The following is a 15773-nucleotide window of genomic DNA, read 5'->3' as shown; positions in this document are numbered from 1 at the left end:
TCTTAATCAGAAGTCTCTGATTCTTCTAATTCTGGTTGAATTTCCGGTGATGGCGAGAGTAATTGATCTAGCCAATTCAACAGAGGTACTAGAGAAAGTAACATAAGAGCTGAATATAGGTCGCCTCCCCAACTATCATGCAGCCATGTAAAAGCACCTTCTTTGCCAGTACCATGAAAGAAACTGAGTAAGGTGTTACGAATAATATTGGCAATGACACTGATCACAATTGCCATTGATAAAAACCACAATGTTACCCGCCGTGAAGCTAAAGCCCCTGTCCAATACAACAACATCAAACTGACATAGATTGTCGTAAAAAGCATTTTTAAGCCTGCACAGTAGGGCGCAACCTCTACAATTCTTCCGCCAACGTAAATGTTAATACCGTCTACAACTACTTCCATACCAAATTGGTTAAGGATGAAACCTGCTGTAGTAGCGATGAAACTCTGTAGAGGAAAGGTGTAAGGTGCTATTAGGTAAGGTACTGCTGTAGGTGTTGCTAGTAGTACGAGAATCAAAGAGAATCCCTGTAATCTTATGCCGGGAAAACCTTTAAACCACAGACATAAAGCTACAAGTATAGTGGGTAAAGATAAATTCACCCACTCTGTTACTCCACTTAAGTAAAAAATTCCGCCAATTACTAATAAAAATATACCCAGAGGATGAGATTTATTAGGTAGGCGTTGCCATTGTTTTCGCTTTTGCCAAGTCAAATAAGCAGCAAATGGTAGACCAATTAAACCATGACTAAAATATTCATGTTCAATACTGATAGTTTTGTGTAACCATCCATCCACCCAATGCAGCAGGATAGGCGCGTATAGCAACACTAATATCCCGAAAATTCCTATACCTAGTAATAGGTTTGCGTCTCTGTTTTTAATTTGTTGTTGAAGTGCCATAATTATCAGCAATTCAATTGATACTTTCTTTCTCAGTATCCTAACTTGAAAGTCAAAAAATGGGAAATGGGAAATGGGAAATAGGAAATAGGGCATTGGGCATTGGGCATTGGGCATGAATATTAATCTGTTCCCTGTTCCCTGTTCCCTGTTCCCTGTTCCCTAATGACTATTGACTAATGACTAATGACTATTGACTAATGACTAATGACTATTGACTATTGACTATTGACTTTATTCTCAATCGTGACGAACTTGCTAATAGCTGCTACAACTTCTCTGGCTTGACTATGACTTAAGCCTGGATACATCGGTAAGGATAATATTTGTTGTGCTAGTTTTTCCGCTTGGGGAAAGTCTCCTTGTTGATACCCTAGATAAGTAAAAGCTGGTTGGAGATGACAAGGAATTGGGTAGTGAATACCTGTTTGAATTCCTGCTTGTGTGAGTTCTGTTTGGAGTTGCTGACGGTCTATAGGGCAATTATCATCCACCTTCACGACGTAAAGATGATAAATATGACCGTCGCCACTTTGGTTTTGCATAGGAACAATACCAGCCGCCGTGAGGGGTGCTAGTTCTAAATCATATTGTTGGGCAATGGTGAGGCGATCGCGATTCCATTGTGATAAATGTGGTAACTTCGCTAGTAAAATAGCCGCTTGAATGGTGTCTAAACGGCTATTTGTACCCATTTCAATATGCACGTATTTTTGCGATGAACCATAATTTCTGATTCGGGCAGCTTTTTTGGCTATTTCTGCATCGCGCGTTACCAGCATTCCCCCATCTCCCAACGCCCCTAAGTTCTTGCTGGGGTAAAAACTAAAGGCTGCGGCTGTACCTACAGAACCCGCTTGATATCCATCTCTATGGGCTAGATGTGCTTGGGCAGCATCTTCAAAAATTAATACCTTGTATGTGTCAGCAAAATCTAATAGCTGCTTGGGTGGTACCATCTGACCATACAAATGGACGGGGATAATGGCTTTAGTCTGAGGCGTGACGGCTTTGGCTGCTGCTTCTAAGTCAATTAAAGCTGTTTGGGGATCACAATCTACAAGTACGGGTTTTGCTCCCGCCTGTAGAACTCCTATCAGGGTGGCGACAAAGGTATTGACTGGTAAGAGGACTTCATCCCCTGATTTGATGTTACAGGCTTGCAAACCTAAAGCGATCGCATCAGTCCCCGATGCTACTCCTACTCCATATTCTGCCCCTGATGCTTGGGCAAATGCTTTTTCAAATTCTGTGACAGCCTTTCCTAAGATAAAATCGCCTTGCTGCAAGATTGTCTCAACTGCTTGCTGGATTTCCTGTTTAACTACATCATGCTGCCATTTTAAATCCACAAAGGGGATGATCTGATCAGTCATTGTTAGTTCACCTCTCCATCAAATGTAACGGTTTCTTTAAAGATTTACAGACATCACAGTAAAAATACTTGCTTACTATATAGTTTACTGGTGATTTTTTACTATAACAGTTGTCGCATACAGAGATCACCTAAGACTTTGAGCAGCAATTTATCCTGCTGGGGAATGGTGATTTACAGTTGCCAAATATCTCGTGTCAATACTTATAATTAAGCAGATTTTATTCCAGCTTTAATCTGTTATTTCACCGAGAAGAGTTATGATTACTATTTATGGTAATTCACGCGAAATTTATATAAGTAGCAATTTACTAATTTATCCAAAATTTTTTCTCAAGATAAAAAACGCTTTACTACCCTAATTGACCAGTCATCTTTATGAGTCACTATTCATACTTTAGTCTTGATTCCAAATGGTTTGCAGCCCATAGAAGTCATATCAATGAGTTTGGTATCATCACCATATTGATGATGATAAAACTGATTCAATTGTGAATTATTTACCCTCTCTGTATTCCTACGGTTAGGATACCCTGATTAAACTGTAAACTAACGCTACCTGCTAGTTGTAACTTCACAATAGATGAGTTACACAATTACGTAGATGATTTTACAGCCGAATAAAAAATTTTTGTCTTTAGTTTGTTTGTCGGCAGCTAAATTGGGGAATGCTTAAGAATAGTAAATCATAACCCAGCAAAAGTGGTTATATAAATTACAGTATCGAGCAATGATTAAGGTAGCGGTGGGAATGGTAGAGCCGGATAACAAATTATTAGTCCCTAGAGATGGTTGGGCTGCTCAAGACACAAGAGAACAGCAACGTCTCAAAGCGTTGTCAGAATTAGGTTTAAGACAACCAGAAACCATACCAGTTTTTGAAGAAGCCACTCAAACGGCAGCACATTTTTTAGAAGCACCAATTTCTGTTTTAGGATTTATCGATCAAGAACGCCATTGGTTCAAATCTGCCGTCGGCTTATCCAGACTAGGTTTAATGAATAGTTTGGCGCAGAATCGTCAGTTGTTGCGGGGCGAGTCTTTTTGTACCCAGGTGGTAGACACTCTGCAAACTATTGTGATTAATGATACGCAAAATATTACGGACACTGCACTGTTAAACAGCAAATTGGTGCAAGAATATGGTATCCGTGCTTATCTGGGCGCGCCATTGATTGATGCTAGTGGTAATTGCTTGGGTGCATTAGCAGTCATGGATCTATTGCCCCGTAATTTTACGCATCGCGACGTTGAATTTTTACAGATTATTGCTCGTTGGAGCATGAGTGAATTTGAGCGTAACCGACTGCTATTTCTGGGACAAACAGAAAAATTACCCTCAAATACTGCCAGTTCGTTGTCACTGACTCAAGAGAATAATACGGTATCTAAAGTTACAATTACCAGTTTAGAAAAAGAACCTCACGAAACTAAGCAGATCAAATTAGAACTTTTAGCCCAATTAACCCAAGAATTACGCACGCCTTTGACATCTGTATTAGGCATGGCTAGTGTTTTAGGGCGAGAGATTTACGGGCCTTTAACAAATAAACAAAGAGAATATGTAGATATCATTCAACACAGTGGTCGTTACTTACTGTCTTTAGTGAATGAAATTACCGAACTAGGAGCGATGGATGAAAACGCTACTACCATCAATTTAGCTCCTGTAGATATAGAAATGCTGTGTCAACAGGCGATTAATACTTTAGAAGAAGTAGCTAATCGTCGTGATCAAGATATCCGTTTGTCAATTGAACCAGGACGTGGACGGATTTGGCCTTTAGACAAAGATAAAGTCCGGCAAATATTATATCACCTGATTTTTAGTGTGATTCAAATGTCTGCCACTGGGAGTATTGTTCGTATTCATGTGTCTTACAAAGAAAATACGCTCAATATTACTGTGTGGGCTTCTCATCCCTGGTTAGGGGATGGGATTACGGAAGTTGATCCTTATTTCCGCCTCAATTCACTGTCACTGATGGAGTTGACTGGCGAAGCCGCACCCTATGGTTTGCATTTAGAAAATCATGAGGAAATGACAAGTTTACCTGTGACACTGGAGAAATTGCAAACACTAGAAAGCGATCGCAATGATATTTTGGGTATAGATTCCGAGGAGAACGTCATCCCAGGAAAAAGTAATTTATCGCGGGAAAGTTTAGGGTTATTACTGAGTCGTCAGTTAGCAGAGTTACACGGTGGACAAATTGCCATCCAAGGCTCGCCCCAATCAGGGCATCGTTATGTACTAACTGTACCCTTGCAAATGAATAGTTCTGCGGAAAACAACGACATTGCCTAAAAAATCATTTTGGTGGATTTTAGATTGGAAGCCAAGATACATAGGCTATTCTAGAAGCGCAAAACAATAGTGCCTATCCCCATTTGGTATAATATGACGGCAAAAGCAGAAAAAAAAGTTTTTCTGGCGTTTGTCGATGCTGAAGAATTAACAATAGTTAATTATTGATGGCTGAATGACTCATCACCTAAGCCGCATTATGATCAAGTCCTAAGTGTTAATATGGCTTGCTAATTGATCATAGTGGATTTTATGAATTTAGTCTGGCAAAGGTTGACTTTATCGTATTTACCACCAAAACAATATCTTTCCACTAGTTATTTACATCGGTTGTTGGTGGGATTGTTGTTTTCTTGGCGGGAAGCTAGTGTGTTACTTCAGTGGGGAGATGTGATTGCAGCTACCCTTTTGAGTCTTGTGTATGCACTTGCTCCTTTTGTGTCTAGCACTCTTGTTGGTGTATTGTTAATAGCCTGCGTGGGTTTTTGGCTATTGATGACTTTAGCTGATCAACCAACATCATTAGCTAATTCCCTGGTGACTCCGATTCATCTTTTGGTCTTGCTTTACTGGGGAGTTGCCGTAGTGGCTACAGCACTATCACCCGTCAAAAAAGCCGCAATAACGGATTTAGCGACCTTAACGCTGTATTTGTTGCTATTCGCCTTATGCGCTAGGGTATTGCGATCGCCTCGAATCAGGTCTGTAATAATTACCATCTACTTACACGCAGCACTGATTGTCAGTGTATATGGTCTGCGGCAATGGCGTTATGGTGCAGCCCAATTAGCCACTTGGGTAGATCCAGAGTCCCCCCTATCTAAAACCACTAGGGTTTATAGTTACTTAGGTAATCCTAACTTATTAGCTGGTTATCTTGTCCCGGCTGTAGTTTTTAGTCTGGTAGCGATTTTTGTTTGGCAAGGCTGGATTAGAAAATCACTAGCATTAACTATGCTAATTGTCAATACACTCTGCCTAGTTTTAACTTATAGCCGTGGTGGTTGGATTGGGTTATTGGTGGCAATGTTAGCGACGAGTGCTTTGTTAGTCTACTGGTGGAGTGTACAAATGCCCCCATTTTGGCGTACATGGTCACTGGTCATACTCTTCGGAAGTTTGTTTTTTCTATTGTTAGTCGCAGTTGTGTTTGTAGAACCAGTCCGCCTGCGGGTGTTTAGCATTTTTGCCGATCGCCAAGATAGCAGTAATAACTTCCGTCGTAATGTTTGGGATGCTGTATTTGAAATGATCGGCGATCGCCCGATCATCGGTATTGGCCCAGGTCACAATTCCTTCAATAAAATCTATCCTCTCTACCAACGCCCTCGTTATAGTGCTTTGAGTGCCTATTCTATTTTCCTAGAGGTGGCTGTAGAAACTGGTTTTGTCGGTCTTGCCTGTTTTCTCTGGCTCATCATTGTCACCTTTAATACAGCCTTATTACAATTACGTCGCTTAAGGCAATCTAATAACTTAGAAGGATTTTGGTTAATTGGAGCATTTGCCACTCTTTTAGGAATGCTGGCTCACGGTACAGTAGACACAATTTGGTTTCGTCCTGAAGTCAATACTCTCTGGTGGTTAATGGTCGCCTTAATTGCTAGCTACTGGACACCATTAACCCAAGACCAAACTCTAGCGGGTAATTCGCCCCAAGGAACTGCTGACTAAAAAAGTCTCTCATTACTTGAGTGAACGGAGGCGGGTGGAGAGGAAGAATATTATTGATTATCTCCGCTCTCAGTTCATCAAACTCAGTGCTGTTAGGAGAAGTGCGGCGTTTATTCGGTGCTGAGTATTTTTCTGACTCAATGATTTTTAAACATGAGTGGGTGGTGTTTGAACTCAGCAATCAGCACTCAGCACTTTTGATTCTATTCTCTATAGCTAGTAGCTCCTGGAGCATTAGGATCACGATAGCGAGTTGGCTCATCGTGCTGTTTTCTTCCTGCTAACCCAGCTAAACCCAACAAACCGATTAAACCCAACCAACCCCAATCAAAATCGTTACGGTCATTGTAAGTCGTGGTTCTGGGAGCATTATCCACTCTGGGATCAGTAGTATTAACTTGAGCTTGAGCCGGTAGACTTAAAGGCAAAATAGCCATACTGAGGGTCAGAAAGCCAGCCCCAACAACTGCGGTAAAATCACGTTTCATATATACCAGTCCCTCATAGCTTCTAAAGTTACCCACCACTGTAACGATTCCTCAATTTCCCAAAATCAATCTACAGCTATAAACAGGTGTTTGTAGCACTCACGCTGAAGACGTATGGAAGAGGGATTGGGGGTTGGGGATTGGGGACTGGGGATTGGGGACAAGGTAGACAAGGTAGCAAGTGAGAAAAAACTAATAACTAATGACTAATGACTAATGACTAATGACTATTGACTATTGACTAATGACTATTGACTATTGACCCTTGACTCCCTAATAATTTTTCATCGCCCTTTGAATATCACGCTGATCTTGTCGGCGTTTGAGGTCTTCTCGCTTATCGTGGAGCTTTTTACCTTTACCAAGGGCAATACTAATTTTGACCCACCCCCTTTTGAGGTACATTTTTAAGGGTACTAATGTTAAACCCTGTTGTTCTACTTTACCGATGAGTTTACGAATTTCTTGGCGATGGAGTAACAACTTGCGGGTACGGCGTGGCTCATGGTTAAAATACTGACCACTGGCGGTGTACGGAGAGATATGCACGTTAATTAGCCAGATTTCTCCGTCACGAATCAAAGCATAACCATCTTGCAGGTTCACTTTACCTGCACGGATTGATTTGACTTCTGTTCCCGTCAGTTGAATTCCAGCTTCGTAGGTTTCTAGAATTTCATACAAATAACGGGCTTGTCGATTATCACTGATAACTTTGTAACTTTCGCTCTTATCACTCATTGAAAAATTTTCTACTGTTGATTAATTTATATTAGGGTGATTAATAGGTAGGAGTTTTGTGAGTTTGTTAAGGATTGCAAAATTTGCTGTGGTTTTATATTGTTTATGGTCTCAACTAAGTTTAAATTTGTTAACCTTTTTATGGATTTAAGATTTTCTTTATAAATCACCCCTAAGACGGTCATTAGCGACTGAACCTGTCATAGTATGAAACGTAAGAACACTATTGTAACGCGTGTTCTTATATATAGCGGAACCAAGGAAATTTCTGAGTAAAAAATGCTAGGGGTGTACTTTCCATGCCCTTGACGATTCTTGTTGTGGATGACGATTTGGGCACTCGTCTATCTATTAGTGATTATCTTGAACTGTCTGGCTATTCTGTCATTATGGCTAATGATGGTCAAGAAGCTTTGGCAATGGTAGAAGATTATCAGCCTGATTTAATTGTCACTGATATAGTCATGCCACGCATGAATGGTTATGAATTGGTACGTCGGGTACGCCAAAAACCGCAGTTCCGTTTATTACCTGTAATTCTATTAACAGCCCGTACTAAAACTCAGGAGAGAATTCTGGGTTATCAGTCTGGATGTGATTTATATTTGCCCAAGCCTTTTGAGTTAGAAGAGTTAGCCGCAGCTATTCGCAATTTATTGGAGCGATCGCAAATTATCCAATCTGAGTATCGCTTCCCGCCCAAAGAAAGTTTAGCTGGCTCCGACTCCACTAAAGTCATAGAAGCAAATACTCCTATTCTCAGTCAGCTAGACAGTTCTCAGTTACTTTCATCGTTGACTCTCAGAGAACAGGAAGTATTAGAACTTTTAACCCACGGTCTTTCTAACGCTGAAATGGGACTGCAACTACATTTGAGTCCCAGAACTGTGGAAAAATACGTCAGTAGTCTATTAAGAAAAACTGACACCAGTAACCGAGCTGAACTTGTGCGCTTTGCTATCAAGCACGGACTGGTGGAATAGGGAATAGGGAATGGGGAATGGGGAATGGGGAATGGGGAATGGGGAATGGGGAATGGGGACAAGGTAGACAAGGTAGACAAGGTAGACAAGGTAAACGTTATTTCAATGCCCAATGCCCAATGCCCATTAATTAGGACTTGTCGATAATATGTTGCAATAGACCATCACAGGCATCAAGTAGTAAATCAATTACTTGATTAAATCCCTCTGTGCCGCCATAGTAGGGGTCAGGAACTTCTTTGAGGGTGTGTTGAGAACAAAATTCACACATCAAATGCACTTTATGGTGATATTGTCCAGTAGAATCAAGGGAGAGAATATCTTGATAGTTATCTTGATCCATCGCTAAAATTAAGTCAAATTCCTGAAAATCAGATTTTTGAAATTGTCTAGCCCTGCCTTGCAGTTTAATTCCTAATTTCGTTGCCGCCGCCGCACTCATGCGTCGATCAGGTGGGCTGCCGATATGATAACTGGATGTGCCGGCTGAATCACAAAGGATGCGATCGCCTAAATTATCCTTGTCAATGAGATAATTCATGATGTTTTCTGCCGACGGTGAACGACAGATGTTCCCCAGACAGACAAACAACAATTTGTAGGGCATAAGAGTAATTTGTAGTTTTTACCAGAGAATATGAAGATTTTTTCTGAAAAATTGATAATAGTTTTGAGTATAAATGTGTCAAAAGTCAATAGTCTAGAGTTTTTTGACTAATGACTAATGACTAATAACTAATGACTAAAACCCAGGCAATTCTAGTCCACTTGTCAATTCTTCCATCCGTTCACGCATGGTAGCAGTGGATTTTTCATAGGCATTTTTCATAGCTGCTGTTACCAAGTCAGAGAGAATGTCTGAGCCTTGTTCTAAAGCGGCGGGAGAAATTTCTACGCGCTTGGGTTCTTGATTTCCACTGACAATCACTTTAACAAGTCCACCACCTGCTTCTCCAACAATTTCCATTTGCTCCAATTCTTCTTGGAGTCGCTTTGCACCTTCTTGAACTTGCTGTGCTTTTTTAAACGCTTCGGCTAGTTCTTTCATTTTGCCTAAGCCGAAGCCAAATCCTTGTCCTTTTCCTGTCATAACTATTTATCCACGTGTGCTTTGAATAACAAATCAAATTCAATTATAGAGGCGGTGGGGAATTTGCCCATGAATTCATGAAAATAGGCATTGACGGGAAATGGGGAATGGGAAAAATCTTTCGATTCCCTATTCCCCATTCCCTATTCCCTATTCCCCATTCCTTCAAGCTACAGCCTGAAATTCACCGATCATCTTGACTTCTGGTTCTAACCAGATTGACCAGTTCTCTTGTACTGTATGTTGGATATGACGGATGAGGCTAAAAATATCGTTGGCTTTGGCTCCACCACGATTGACAATAAAGTTAGCGTGGAGATGGGCTACTTGCGCGCCACCAATTTGATAGCCTTTTAAACCTGTTTGTTCGATTAACCAGCCAGCCGCATAAGGTTTGGGGTTGCGGAAGACACTACCACAACTGGGATAGTTGTAAGGTTGTGTACTTAGGCGGTGTTGTTTATGTTGTTTTGTGATAGCTAAGACTTGGGCAGGATCAGCTCCTGGGTGCAGTTGGAATGTGGCTTGAGTGACGATGCGATCGCCTCCTTGTAGTAATGAGGTGCGATAGGTATAACCTAATTCCGCAGGGGTGAGGGTGCTGATGGTACCATCAGGAGACAGAACTTCAGCACTCACTAACATATCTGCGATACAGCTACTGTGTGCGCCAGCGTTCATGACTACCGCACCCCCCACCGTACCAGGGATACCAACAGACCACTCTAAACCTTGCCAACCTAGTTGGGCGGCTGCCAAAGCTAAACTAGGGATAGATTCGCCAGCCGCAACGGTTAATTGCCCCGAAACGGGGTCAAAGTGACTGTAGCGCAGATGACGAGTAGCAATTACTAGGCCGGAGATGCCGCGATCGCTGACTAATAAATTCGATCCTGCACCTAAAGTAGTAACTCTTAAATTATTTTCTTGGGCAAATTGAAGACTTGCTTGCAATGCTTCTATGTTCTGTGGAGCAACATACCATTCAGCAGCTCCCCCGACTCGATAAGAAGTATGTGCAGATAATGAAGCTTGGGATTTGATTTCGCAATTAGTGCCAGGTAAATAGATGATTTTACCCTCACTTAAATCATTTCTTTTCGGTCTTTCTATTGTAGAATCGGGAACTGTGCAGGCGTTTCCAGCGGCCTGGGAAATTTTCATCTTTAGATCAATAAATTGTGAAATTTTTACGTTTATCTGCTGTACAAGTACAGCAATAGGGTGAATTGATTAAGACTCTAGCCAAAGGATCACTTTTACGAAGTAGCTGTAGCAGGTTCGCAAAGTGTAGTGATGATTTCAGGAATTGCTTGATTTAAGTTACCCGCCCCTAAAAATAGGGCTAAATCTCCGGGACGAAGGTTTTGTAAGAGGTATTCAGTTACCGCAGGTAAAGTTGGTTGATAAATTACCTGGGAATGTTCTTTAGCTACAGCCTCTGCTAGCTGTTCTCCACTAATTTGACCCAAGTTTGGTTCGCCTGCACTGTAAATATCAGTCAGTACGACCAAATCAGCGTGGCTGAAAGACTCAGCAAATTCTTCTAAAAATGTTAATGTCCGACTGTAGCGATGGGGTTGGAATATAGCTACGACTCTTTGCCCAGGTCTAGCTTGTAATCGTGCTGCGGCTAGGGTAGCACGGATTTCGCTGGGATGATGAGCGTAGTCATCAATAAAAGTAATTCCATCGACTTCGCCACGAAACTCAAAACGTCGTCTAGCACCTTCAAAGGCGGCGATACCTTTAGCGATCGCACCGAATTCTAAACCTAAAACCCGTCCTACAGCTACTGCTGCCAGAGCATTACTGAGGTTATGACGACCTAGTAAACGCAGAGTCAACAATCCCAAGGCCTTACCTTTTTCCCAGACTAGAGCTGTAGTTCCATTGGCATGATAGTCAATGTTCGTCACGGTGTAGTCTGCATTGGTTTCGGGATTGAGACTGTAACTGATTGTGGGTTTTGAGCGATCGCTTAGTAACTCGCGTACTGTCACACAATCAATACTGCCCACTAAAGTTTTACAACCCTGAGCAAACTGCTCAAAGGTATCAACAACTTCTTCTAATGTTTCGTAGTGGTCAGGATGATCTAATTCAATATTAGTAATAATGCCGATTTCTGGAGCGTGTTTCACTAGTGAGCCATCAGATTCATCTGCTTCTGCCACCAGATAACGACTCTGCCCCAAGCGAGCATTGCCTTCCCAAGCTTTGACTTCACCACCGACAATAATTGTAGGATCTAAACCAGCTTCCAATAACATATAGCCAATCATGCTGCTGGTTGTCGTCTTGCCGTGAGTCCCTGCAACAGCAATGCTGTGGTGTTCAGCAATCAATGCAGCTAGTACATCTGAACGATGCCATATGGGACAACCCAATTCTAGAGCAGCTTTATACTCTAAATTGTTAGCATTAATTGCGGTCGAACATATAACTTGAGGTAGATTTGAGCTAATAGTAGGAACTTGTGTTGGTGAGTTGCAATCTACTTCATTATCACCTTGTTTGGCGTGGAAGAATTCCAGATTACTTGCTTCTTGTCTACTGAAAATATGTGTCCCGATAGCTTCTAGCTTACGTGTAATATGATTTGGACGTACATCCGAACCTGATACTGGCAATTGGCGTTTTGCGAGAACGTATGCCAAGGCAGACATACCTATGCCACCGATGCCAATAAAATGAAATGGTCTACCACCAAAATCTACAGAATTATTCATTGATTGCTCCTCTTAAACACCACACCACACCATAATCAGAAAATAACACGCGTATCATAACAGGATTTTGATTTTTACCGTAACTAGTTCTTATATCAATGCCATCCTTGATGTTGTCTAAAATTTCTACTAAGGTTTAGTTGGTTGAGAATGATTTTACCTTGGTTGGAGATTTTCGTTATTTCTAAACTATTTTTATGATTATTCAGTAAATTTTTCGGACATCGGGAAAGAAATTCTTGTAAATTGAAACACATACTTTTAGATTCCTGACTGATTTTTGCTACATTAGTATATTTAGTCCTAGCGAACCCACTTTATATTTTTCATCAAGCTCAGGCATGAATTGATTAAAATATGGTTAGGGGTGAAAACGATTCTCACAGGCATCAGGTCAAGGCACAATCTAGATGCAACAACTAGCAATTTTTGGTGGCACATTTGATCCGATTCATTGGGGACACCTGCTAATAGCCGAAACAGCTTTGCATCAAACAGCGATAGAAAAAGTCATTTGGACTCCTAGCTTCCAGCCTCCTCACAAAACAGCAGCTTTGTTTGAGCATCGGTTAGCAATGCTGCAAATAGCTACAAAAGATAACTCAGCGTTTACGGTTTCACAGATAGAGGCAAAAAGCCGAGGCAATTCCTATGCCATAAACACTTTGATTGATTTATCTGCTTGTTATCCCAACACGCGTTGGTACTGGATTGTGGGCTTGGATACCTTCCAAACATTACCGCGTTGGTATCGTGGACAAGAACTAGCACAAATGTGTAATTGGTTAATCGCACCTAGATTCCTAAGTGGTGAGACTATACCTCAAAGCGAGTTAATCTGCAAGCAGGTCAAGCAACAACTTCAAAAACAGTCGGTTACTATTCACTGGCAACTCTTGCATACACCATTAGTAGGAATTTCGTCAAGCTTAATTCGCCAATTTTGTCGAGAAGGTCAATCTATTCGCTATCTAGTTCCAGAAGAGGTTAGATCCTACATGACTTTTCACGGACTCTACACGAGATCAATCTGAAAAAAATATGTTTTTTTTTATGGATCTAACACTTTATGGTTATAAATACTCTCCCCCTTTGCGATATGATTGGGGTCAAAGATATCAACTTATAGGCATATATACAGAGGGCAAGACACTGTGATTAGAGTCGCTATCAACGGTTTCGGGCGTATAGGACGTAACTTTGCACGTTGCTGGCTAGGTCGGGAAAATAGCAATATCGATTTAGTAGCTGTTAATGACACATCAGATCCTAGAACTAATGCTCACCTCCTGAAGTATGATTCCATGCTTGGGAAGTTAAAGAATGTTGACATTACTGCCGATGACAACTCTATCATCGTTAACGGTAAGACCATTAAATGCGTATCTGATCGCAATCCAGAAAACTTGCCCTGGAAAGAGTGGGAAATTGACCTCATCATCGAGGCAACAGGCGTATTTACCAGCAAAGAAGGTGCTTTAAAGCACGTTAATGCTGGAGCAAAGAAAGTTCTGATTACTGCCCCCGGTAAAAACGAAGACGGCACATTCGTAATTGGTGTAAACCATCACGATTATGACCATAACCTGCATCACGTTATCAGTAATGCCAGCTGCACAACCAACTGTTTAGCTCCCATTGCCAAGGTGTTGCATGATAAATTCGGGATTATCAAAGGTACGATGACCACCACCCACAGCTACACAGGTGATCAGCGTTTATTAGATGCTTCTCACCGCGATGTACGCCGGGCTAGAGCAGCCGCTATCAACATTGTCCCCACCTCTACCGGTGCGGCAAAGGCTGTGGCTTTAGTAATTCCAGAGCTTAAAGGTAAGCTAAATGGTGTTGCTTTACGCGTACCGACCCCAAACGTCTCAATGGTAGATTTCGTAGTTCAGGTTGAGAAGCGTACTATTACTGAAGAAGTTAACCAGGCCCTCAAAGATGCGGCTGAAGGGCCACTCAAAGGCATTTTAGACTACAGTGAACTACCTTTGGTTTCTTCCGATTATCAAGGTGCAGACGCTTCTTCTATTGTGGATGCTAACCTAACTCTAGTTATGGGTAGTGACTTAGTAAAAGTCATGGCTTGGTATGACAACGAGTGGGGTTACAGCCAACGCGTTTTAGACTTGGCTGAATTAGTCGCTGAAAAATGGGTCTAATCAATTCAAAATTCAAAATTCAGAAGTCCTGATTTGACAAGATTGATAAATTTGGATTTGTTGGTGAATTTTGCTGAATTGATATAAATCTAGTCATAAGTTACTATTGACTGTTGACTATTGACTAAAATGTTGAAATCCTTGACTGAGAGTAAGAACTCGGTCAGGGATTTTTTCATCTTGATGCTTGAGTATGACTTGGGGATGAGATGTAATAGTACCGATAATGGCTGTGTTGTTGTCTAACATCTGTATCAGATTTTTTGCTAATGCTGGTGGTAGACACAGCACTAATTCAAAGTCTTCACCACCGTATAAAGCGTATTCTAGGGCTTGTTCTGGAGTTAACCAATTAGCGAAAGCTGGGGGTAGAGGAATTTGCTCGCCGTCTAAAACAGCACCCACTCCACTGGCGCGACAGATTTGTAATACTGCATCTGCTAAACCATCACTGCTATCCATACCAGCGATCGGAATCTGGCGGGGAAATGTAAAAATTGTAGATAACAGGGGTAAAACATCTAATCGTGGCTGGGGACGCTGATGGGCTGTGATTAAAGCCGTCTTTTGGGCTGGGGTGAGGTTTTGTCCTATTTCGGGATTTAAGAGCAGTTGTAAGCCTGCGTGGGATGCGCCATGAACACCAGTGACGACGATCGCATCTCCCACTTTAGCAGCAGAACGGCGGATAATCTTCTGGGGGTGGACTTGACCAAAGGCGGTAATAGAAACTGTAGTGACGGGCGATCGCACCACATCCCCCCCGACAATGGGAGTATTATATTGTTGCAAGCACTCTGTCATTCCCTGATATAAGCTTTCTACCCAACTGACGTTAACATCTCCAGGAAGTCCTAGTCCGACAGTGATACCCAGAGGATAAGCACCCATCGCTGCTAAATCAGATAAGTTAGCAGCCGCAGCGCGCCAACCCGCGTCTTCAGGAGAAGTAGTAACATGACTAAAATGCACACCATCAACTAACATATCTGTGGTAACAACTAAAGATTGTTCTGGATCTGTTACCAATACCGCCGCATCATCACCAATAATTTCTGAGGGACAAAATCGCTGTAATTTTTCTAGAAGTCCTTGTTCGCCGATATTTTGAATTTTAGTCATTAGTCATTAGTCATTAGTCATTGGGCATAAAGTATCATATTCTCTTCGGTTTTCTTTTCTTGGGGACTGAGGACTTATCAATTCAAAATTCAAAATTCAAAATTCAAAATTAAAGAAGGATTGGGGATTGGGTGAAAAGGTAGACAAGGTAGAATTTATTTCCCAACTCAGCACCGGTTAA

At 41.5% G+C, this 15773-nt stretch carries 14 protein-coding genes; 5 read left to right on the top strand and 9 right to left on the bottom strand.

Translation table 11 applies throughout. The features are described from left to right. Positions 1-2: 2 nt before the first annotated feature. Together crtB and ACQFX9_RS27830 are read right to left on the bottom strand one after the other, a co-directional pair. A complete protein-coding gene (gene crtB / locus ACQFX9_RS27835; protein WP_427159758.1) occupies positions 3-911 on the bottom strand; it encodes a cyanoexosortase B in 909 nt (302 codons plus the stop codon). 218 nt (positions 912-1129) lie between these two features. Then, positions 1130-2287, bottom strand: a complete 1158-nt coding sequence (locus ACQFX9_RS27830) for a DegT/DnrJ/EryC1/StrS family aminotransferase (RefSeq protein WP_427159757.1) — start codon at positions 2285-2287, stop codon at positions 1130-1132. A gap of 750 nt (positions 2288-3037) precedes the next feature. Here ACQFX9_RS27830 and ACQFX9_RS27825 point away from each other — a divergent pair. Further along, positions 3038-4594, top strand: coding sequence for a GAF domain-containing sensor histidine kinase (locus ACQFX9_RS27825; protein ID WP_427163022.1), 1557 nt, complete (start codon positions 3038-3040; stop codon positions 4592-4594). Between the two features lie 252 nt (positions 4595-4846). Further along, positions 4847-6268, top strand: coding sequence for an IctB family putative bicarbonate transporter (locus ACQFX9_RS27820; protein ID WP_427159756.1), 1422 nt, complete (start codon positions 4847-4849; stop codon positions 6266-6268). 203 nt (positions 6269-6471) lie between these two features. Here the strand turns inward: ACQFX9_RS27820 and ACQFX9_RS27815 are convergent, their stop codons facing one another. Both ACQFX9_RS27815 and smpB read right to left on the bottom strand, forming a co-directional pair. Beyond that, positions 6472-6756 carry a WGxxGxxG family protein gene (locus tag ACQFX9_RS27815; RefSeq protein ID WP_103136165.1) on the bottom strand — a complete coding sequence of 95 codons (285 nt, stop codon included), beginning with the start codon at positions 6754-6756 and terminating at the stop codon, positions 6472-6474. Positions 6757-7029: 273 nt separating this feature from the next. Next, positions 7030-7497 carry an SsrA-binding protein SmpB gene (gene smpB / locus ACQFX9_RS27810; RefSeq protein WP_103136164.1) on the bottom strand — a complete coding sequence of 156 codons (468 nt, stop codon included), beginning with the start codon at positions 7495-7497 and terminating at the stop codon, positions 7030-7032. 299 nt (positions 7498-7796) lie between these two features. Here smpB and ACQFX9_RS27805 point away from each other — a divergent pair, with 299 nt between their 5' ends. Further along, on the top strand, positions 7797-8480 hold the full coding sequence (locus ACQFX9_RS27805; protein ID WP_427159755.1) for a response regulator transcription factor: 684 nt from the start codon (positions 7797-7799) through the stop codon (positions 8478-8480). 130 nt (positions 8481-8610) lie between these two features. Here ACQFX9_RS27805 and ACQFX9_RS27800 read toward each other — a convergent pair whose 3' ends face one another. The 4 genes from ACQFX9_RS27800 to murC all read right to left on the bottom strand — a co-directional run bounded on the left by ACQFX9_RS27800 (position 8611) and on the right by murC (position 12302). Then, positions 8611-9087 (bottom strand): low molecular weight protein-tyrosine-phosphatase, encoded by a 477-nt coding sequence (locus tag ACQFX9_RS27800; RefSeq protein WP_427159754.1) that lies wholly within the window; start codon positions 9085-9087, stop codon positions 8611-8613. Positions 9088-9222: 135 nt separating this feature from the next. Next, positions 9223-9570, bottom strand: a complete 348-nt coding sequence (locus ACQFX9_RS27795; protein ID WP_427159753.1) for a YbaB/EbfC family nucleoid-associated protein — start codon at positions 9568-9570, stop codon at positions 9223-9225. A 165-nt stretch (positions 9571-9735) separates the two neighbouring features. Then, complete coding sequence (murB, locus tag ACQFX9_RS27790; RefSeq protein ID WP_427159752.1) at positions 9736-10734, bottom strand: UDP-N-acetylmuramate dehydrogenase; 999 nt, start codon at positions 10732-10734, stop codon at positions 9736-9738. A 95-nt stretch (positions 10735-10829) separates the two neighbouring features. Beyond that, positions 10830-12302, bottom strand: a complete 1473-nt coding sequence (murC, locus tag ACQFX9_RS27785; RefSeq protein ID WP_427159751.1) for a UDP-N-acetylmuramate--L-alanine ligase — start codon at positions 12300-12302, stop codon at positions 10830-10832. 410 nt (positions 12303-12712) lie between these two features. On the opposite strand from murC, the gene nadD reads away from it, so the two are divergent. Then, positions 12713-13336: a nicotinate (nicotinamide) nucleotide adenylyltransferase gene (gene nadD, locus ACQFX9_RS27780; protein WP_427159750.1), complete on the top strand. Its 624-nt coding sequence runs from the start codon at positions 12713-12715 to the stop codon at positions 13334-13336. Between the two features lie 120 nt (positions 13337-13456). After that, positions 13457-14470, top strand: a complete 1014-nt coding sequence (locus tag ACQFX9_RS27775) for a type I glyceraldehyde-3-phosphate dehydrogenase (protein WP_427159749.1) — start codon at positions 13457-13459, stop codon at positions 14468-14470. A 117-nt stretch (positions 14471-14587) separates the two neighbouring features. Here ACQFX9_RS27775 and thiL read toward each other — a convergent pair whose 3' ends face one another. Next, positions 14588-15592, bottom strand: coding sequence for a thiamine-phosphate kinase (thiL, locus tag ACQFX9_RS27770; protein ID WP_427159748.1), 1005 nt, complete (start codon positions 15590-15592; stop codon positions 14588-14590). Positions 15593-15773 lie beyond the last annotated feature (181 nt).

The sequence above is a fragment of the Aliinostoc sp. HNIBRCY26 genome (assembly GCF_050235535.1).
Lineage (GTDB): Bacteria > Cyanobacteriota > Cyanobacteriia > Cyanobacteriales > Nostocaceae > Trichormus.
This window is presented reverse-complemented; position numbering and strand designations above follow the sequence as displayed.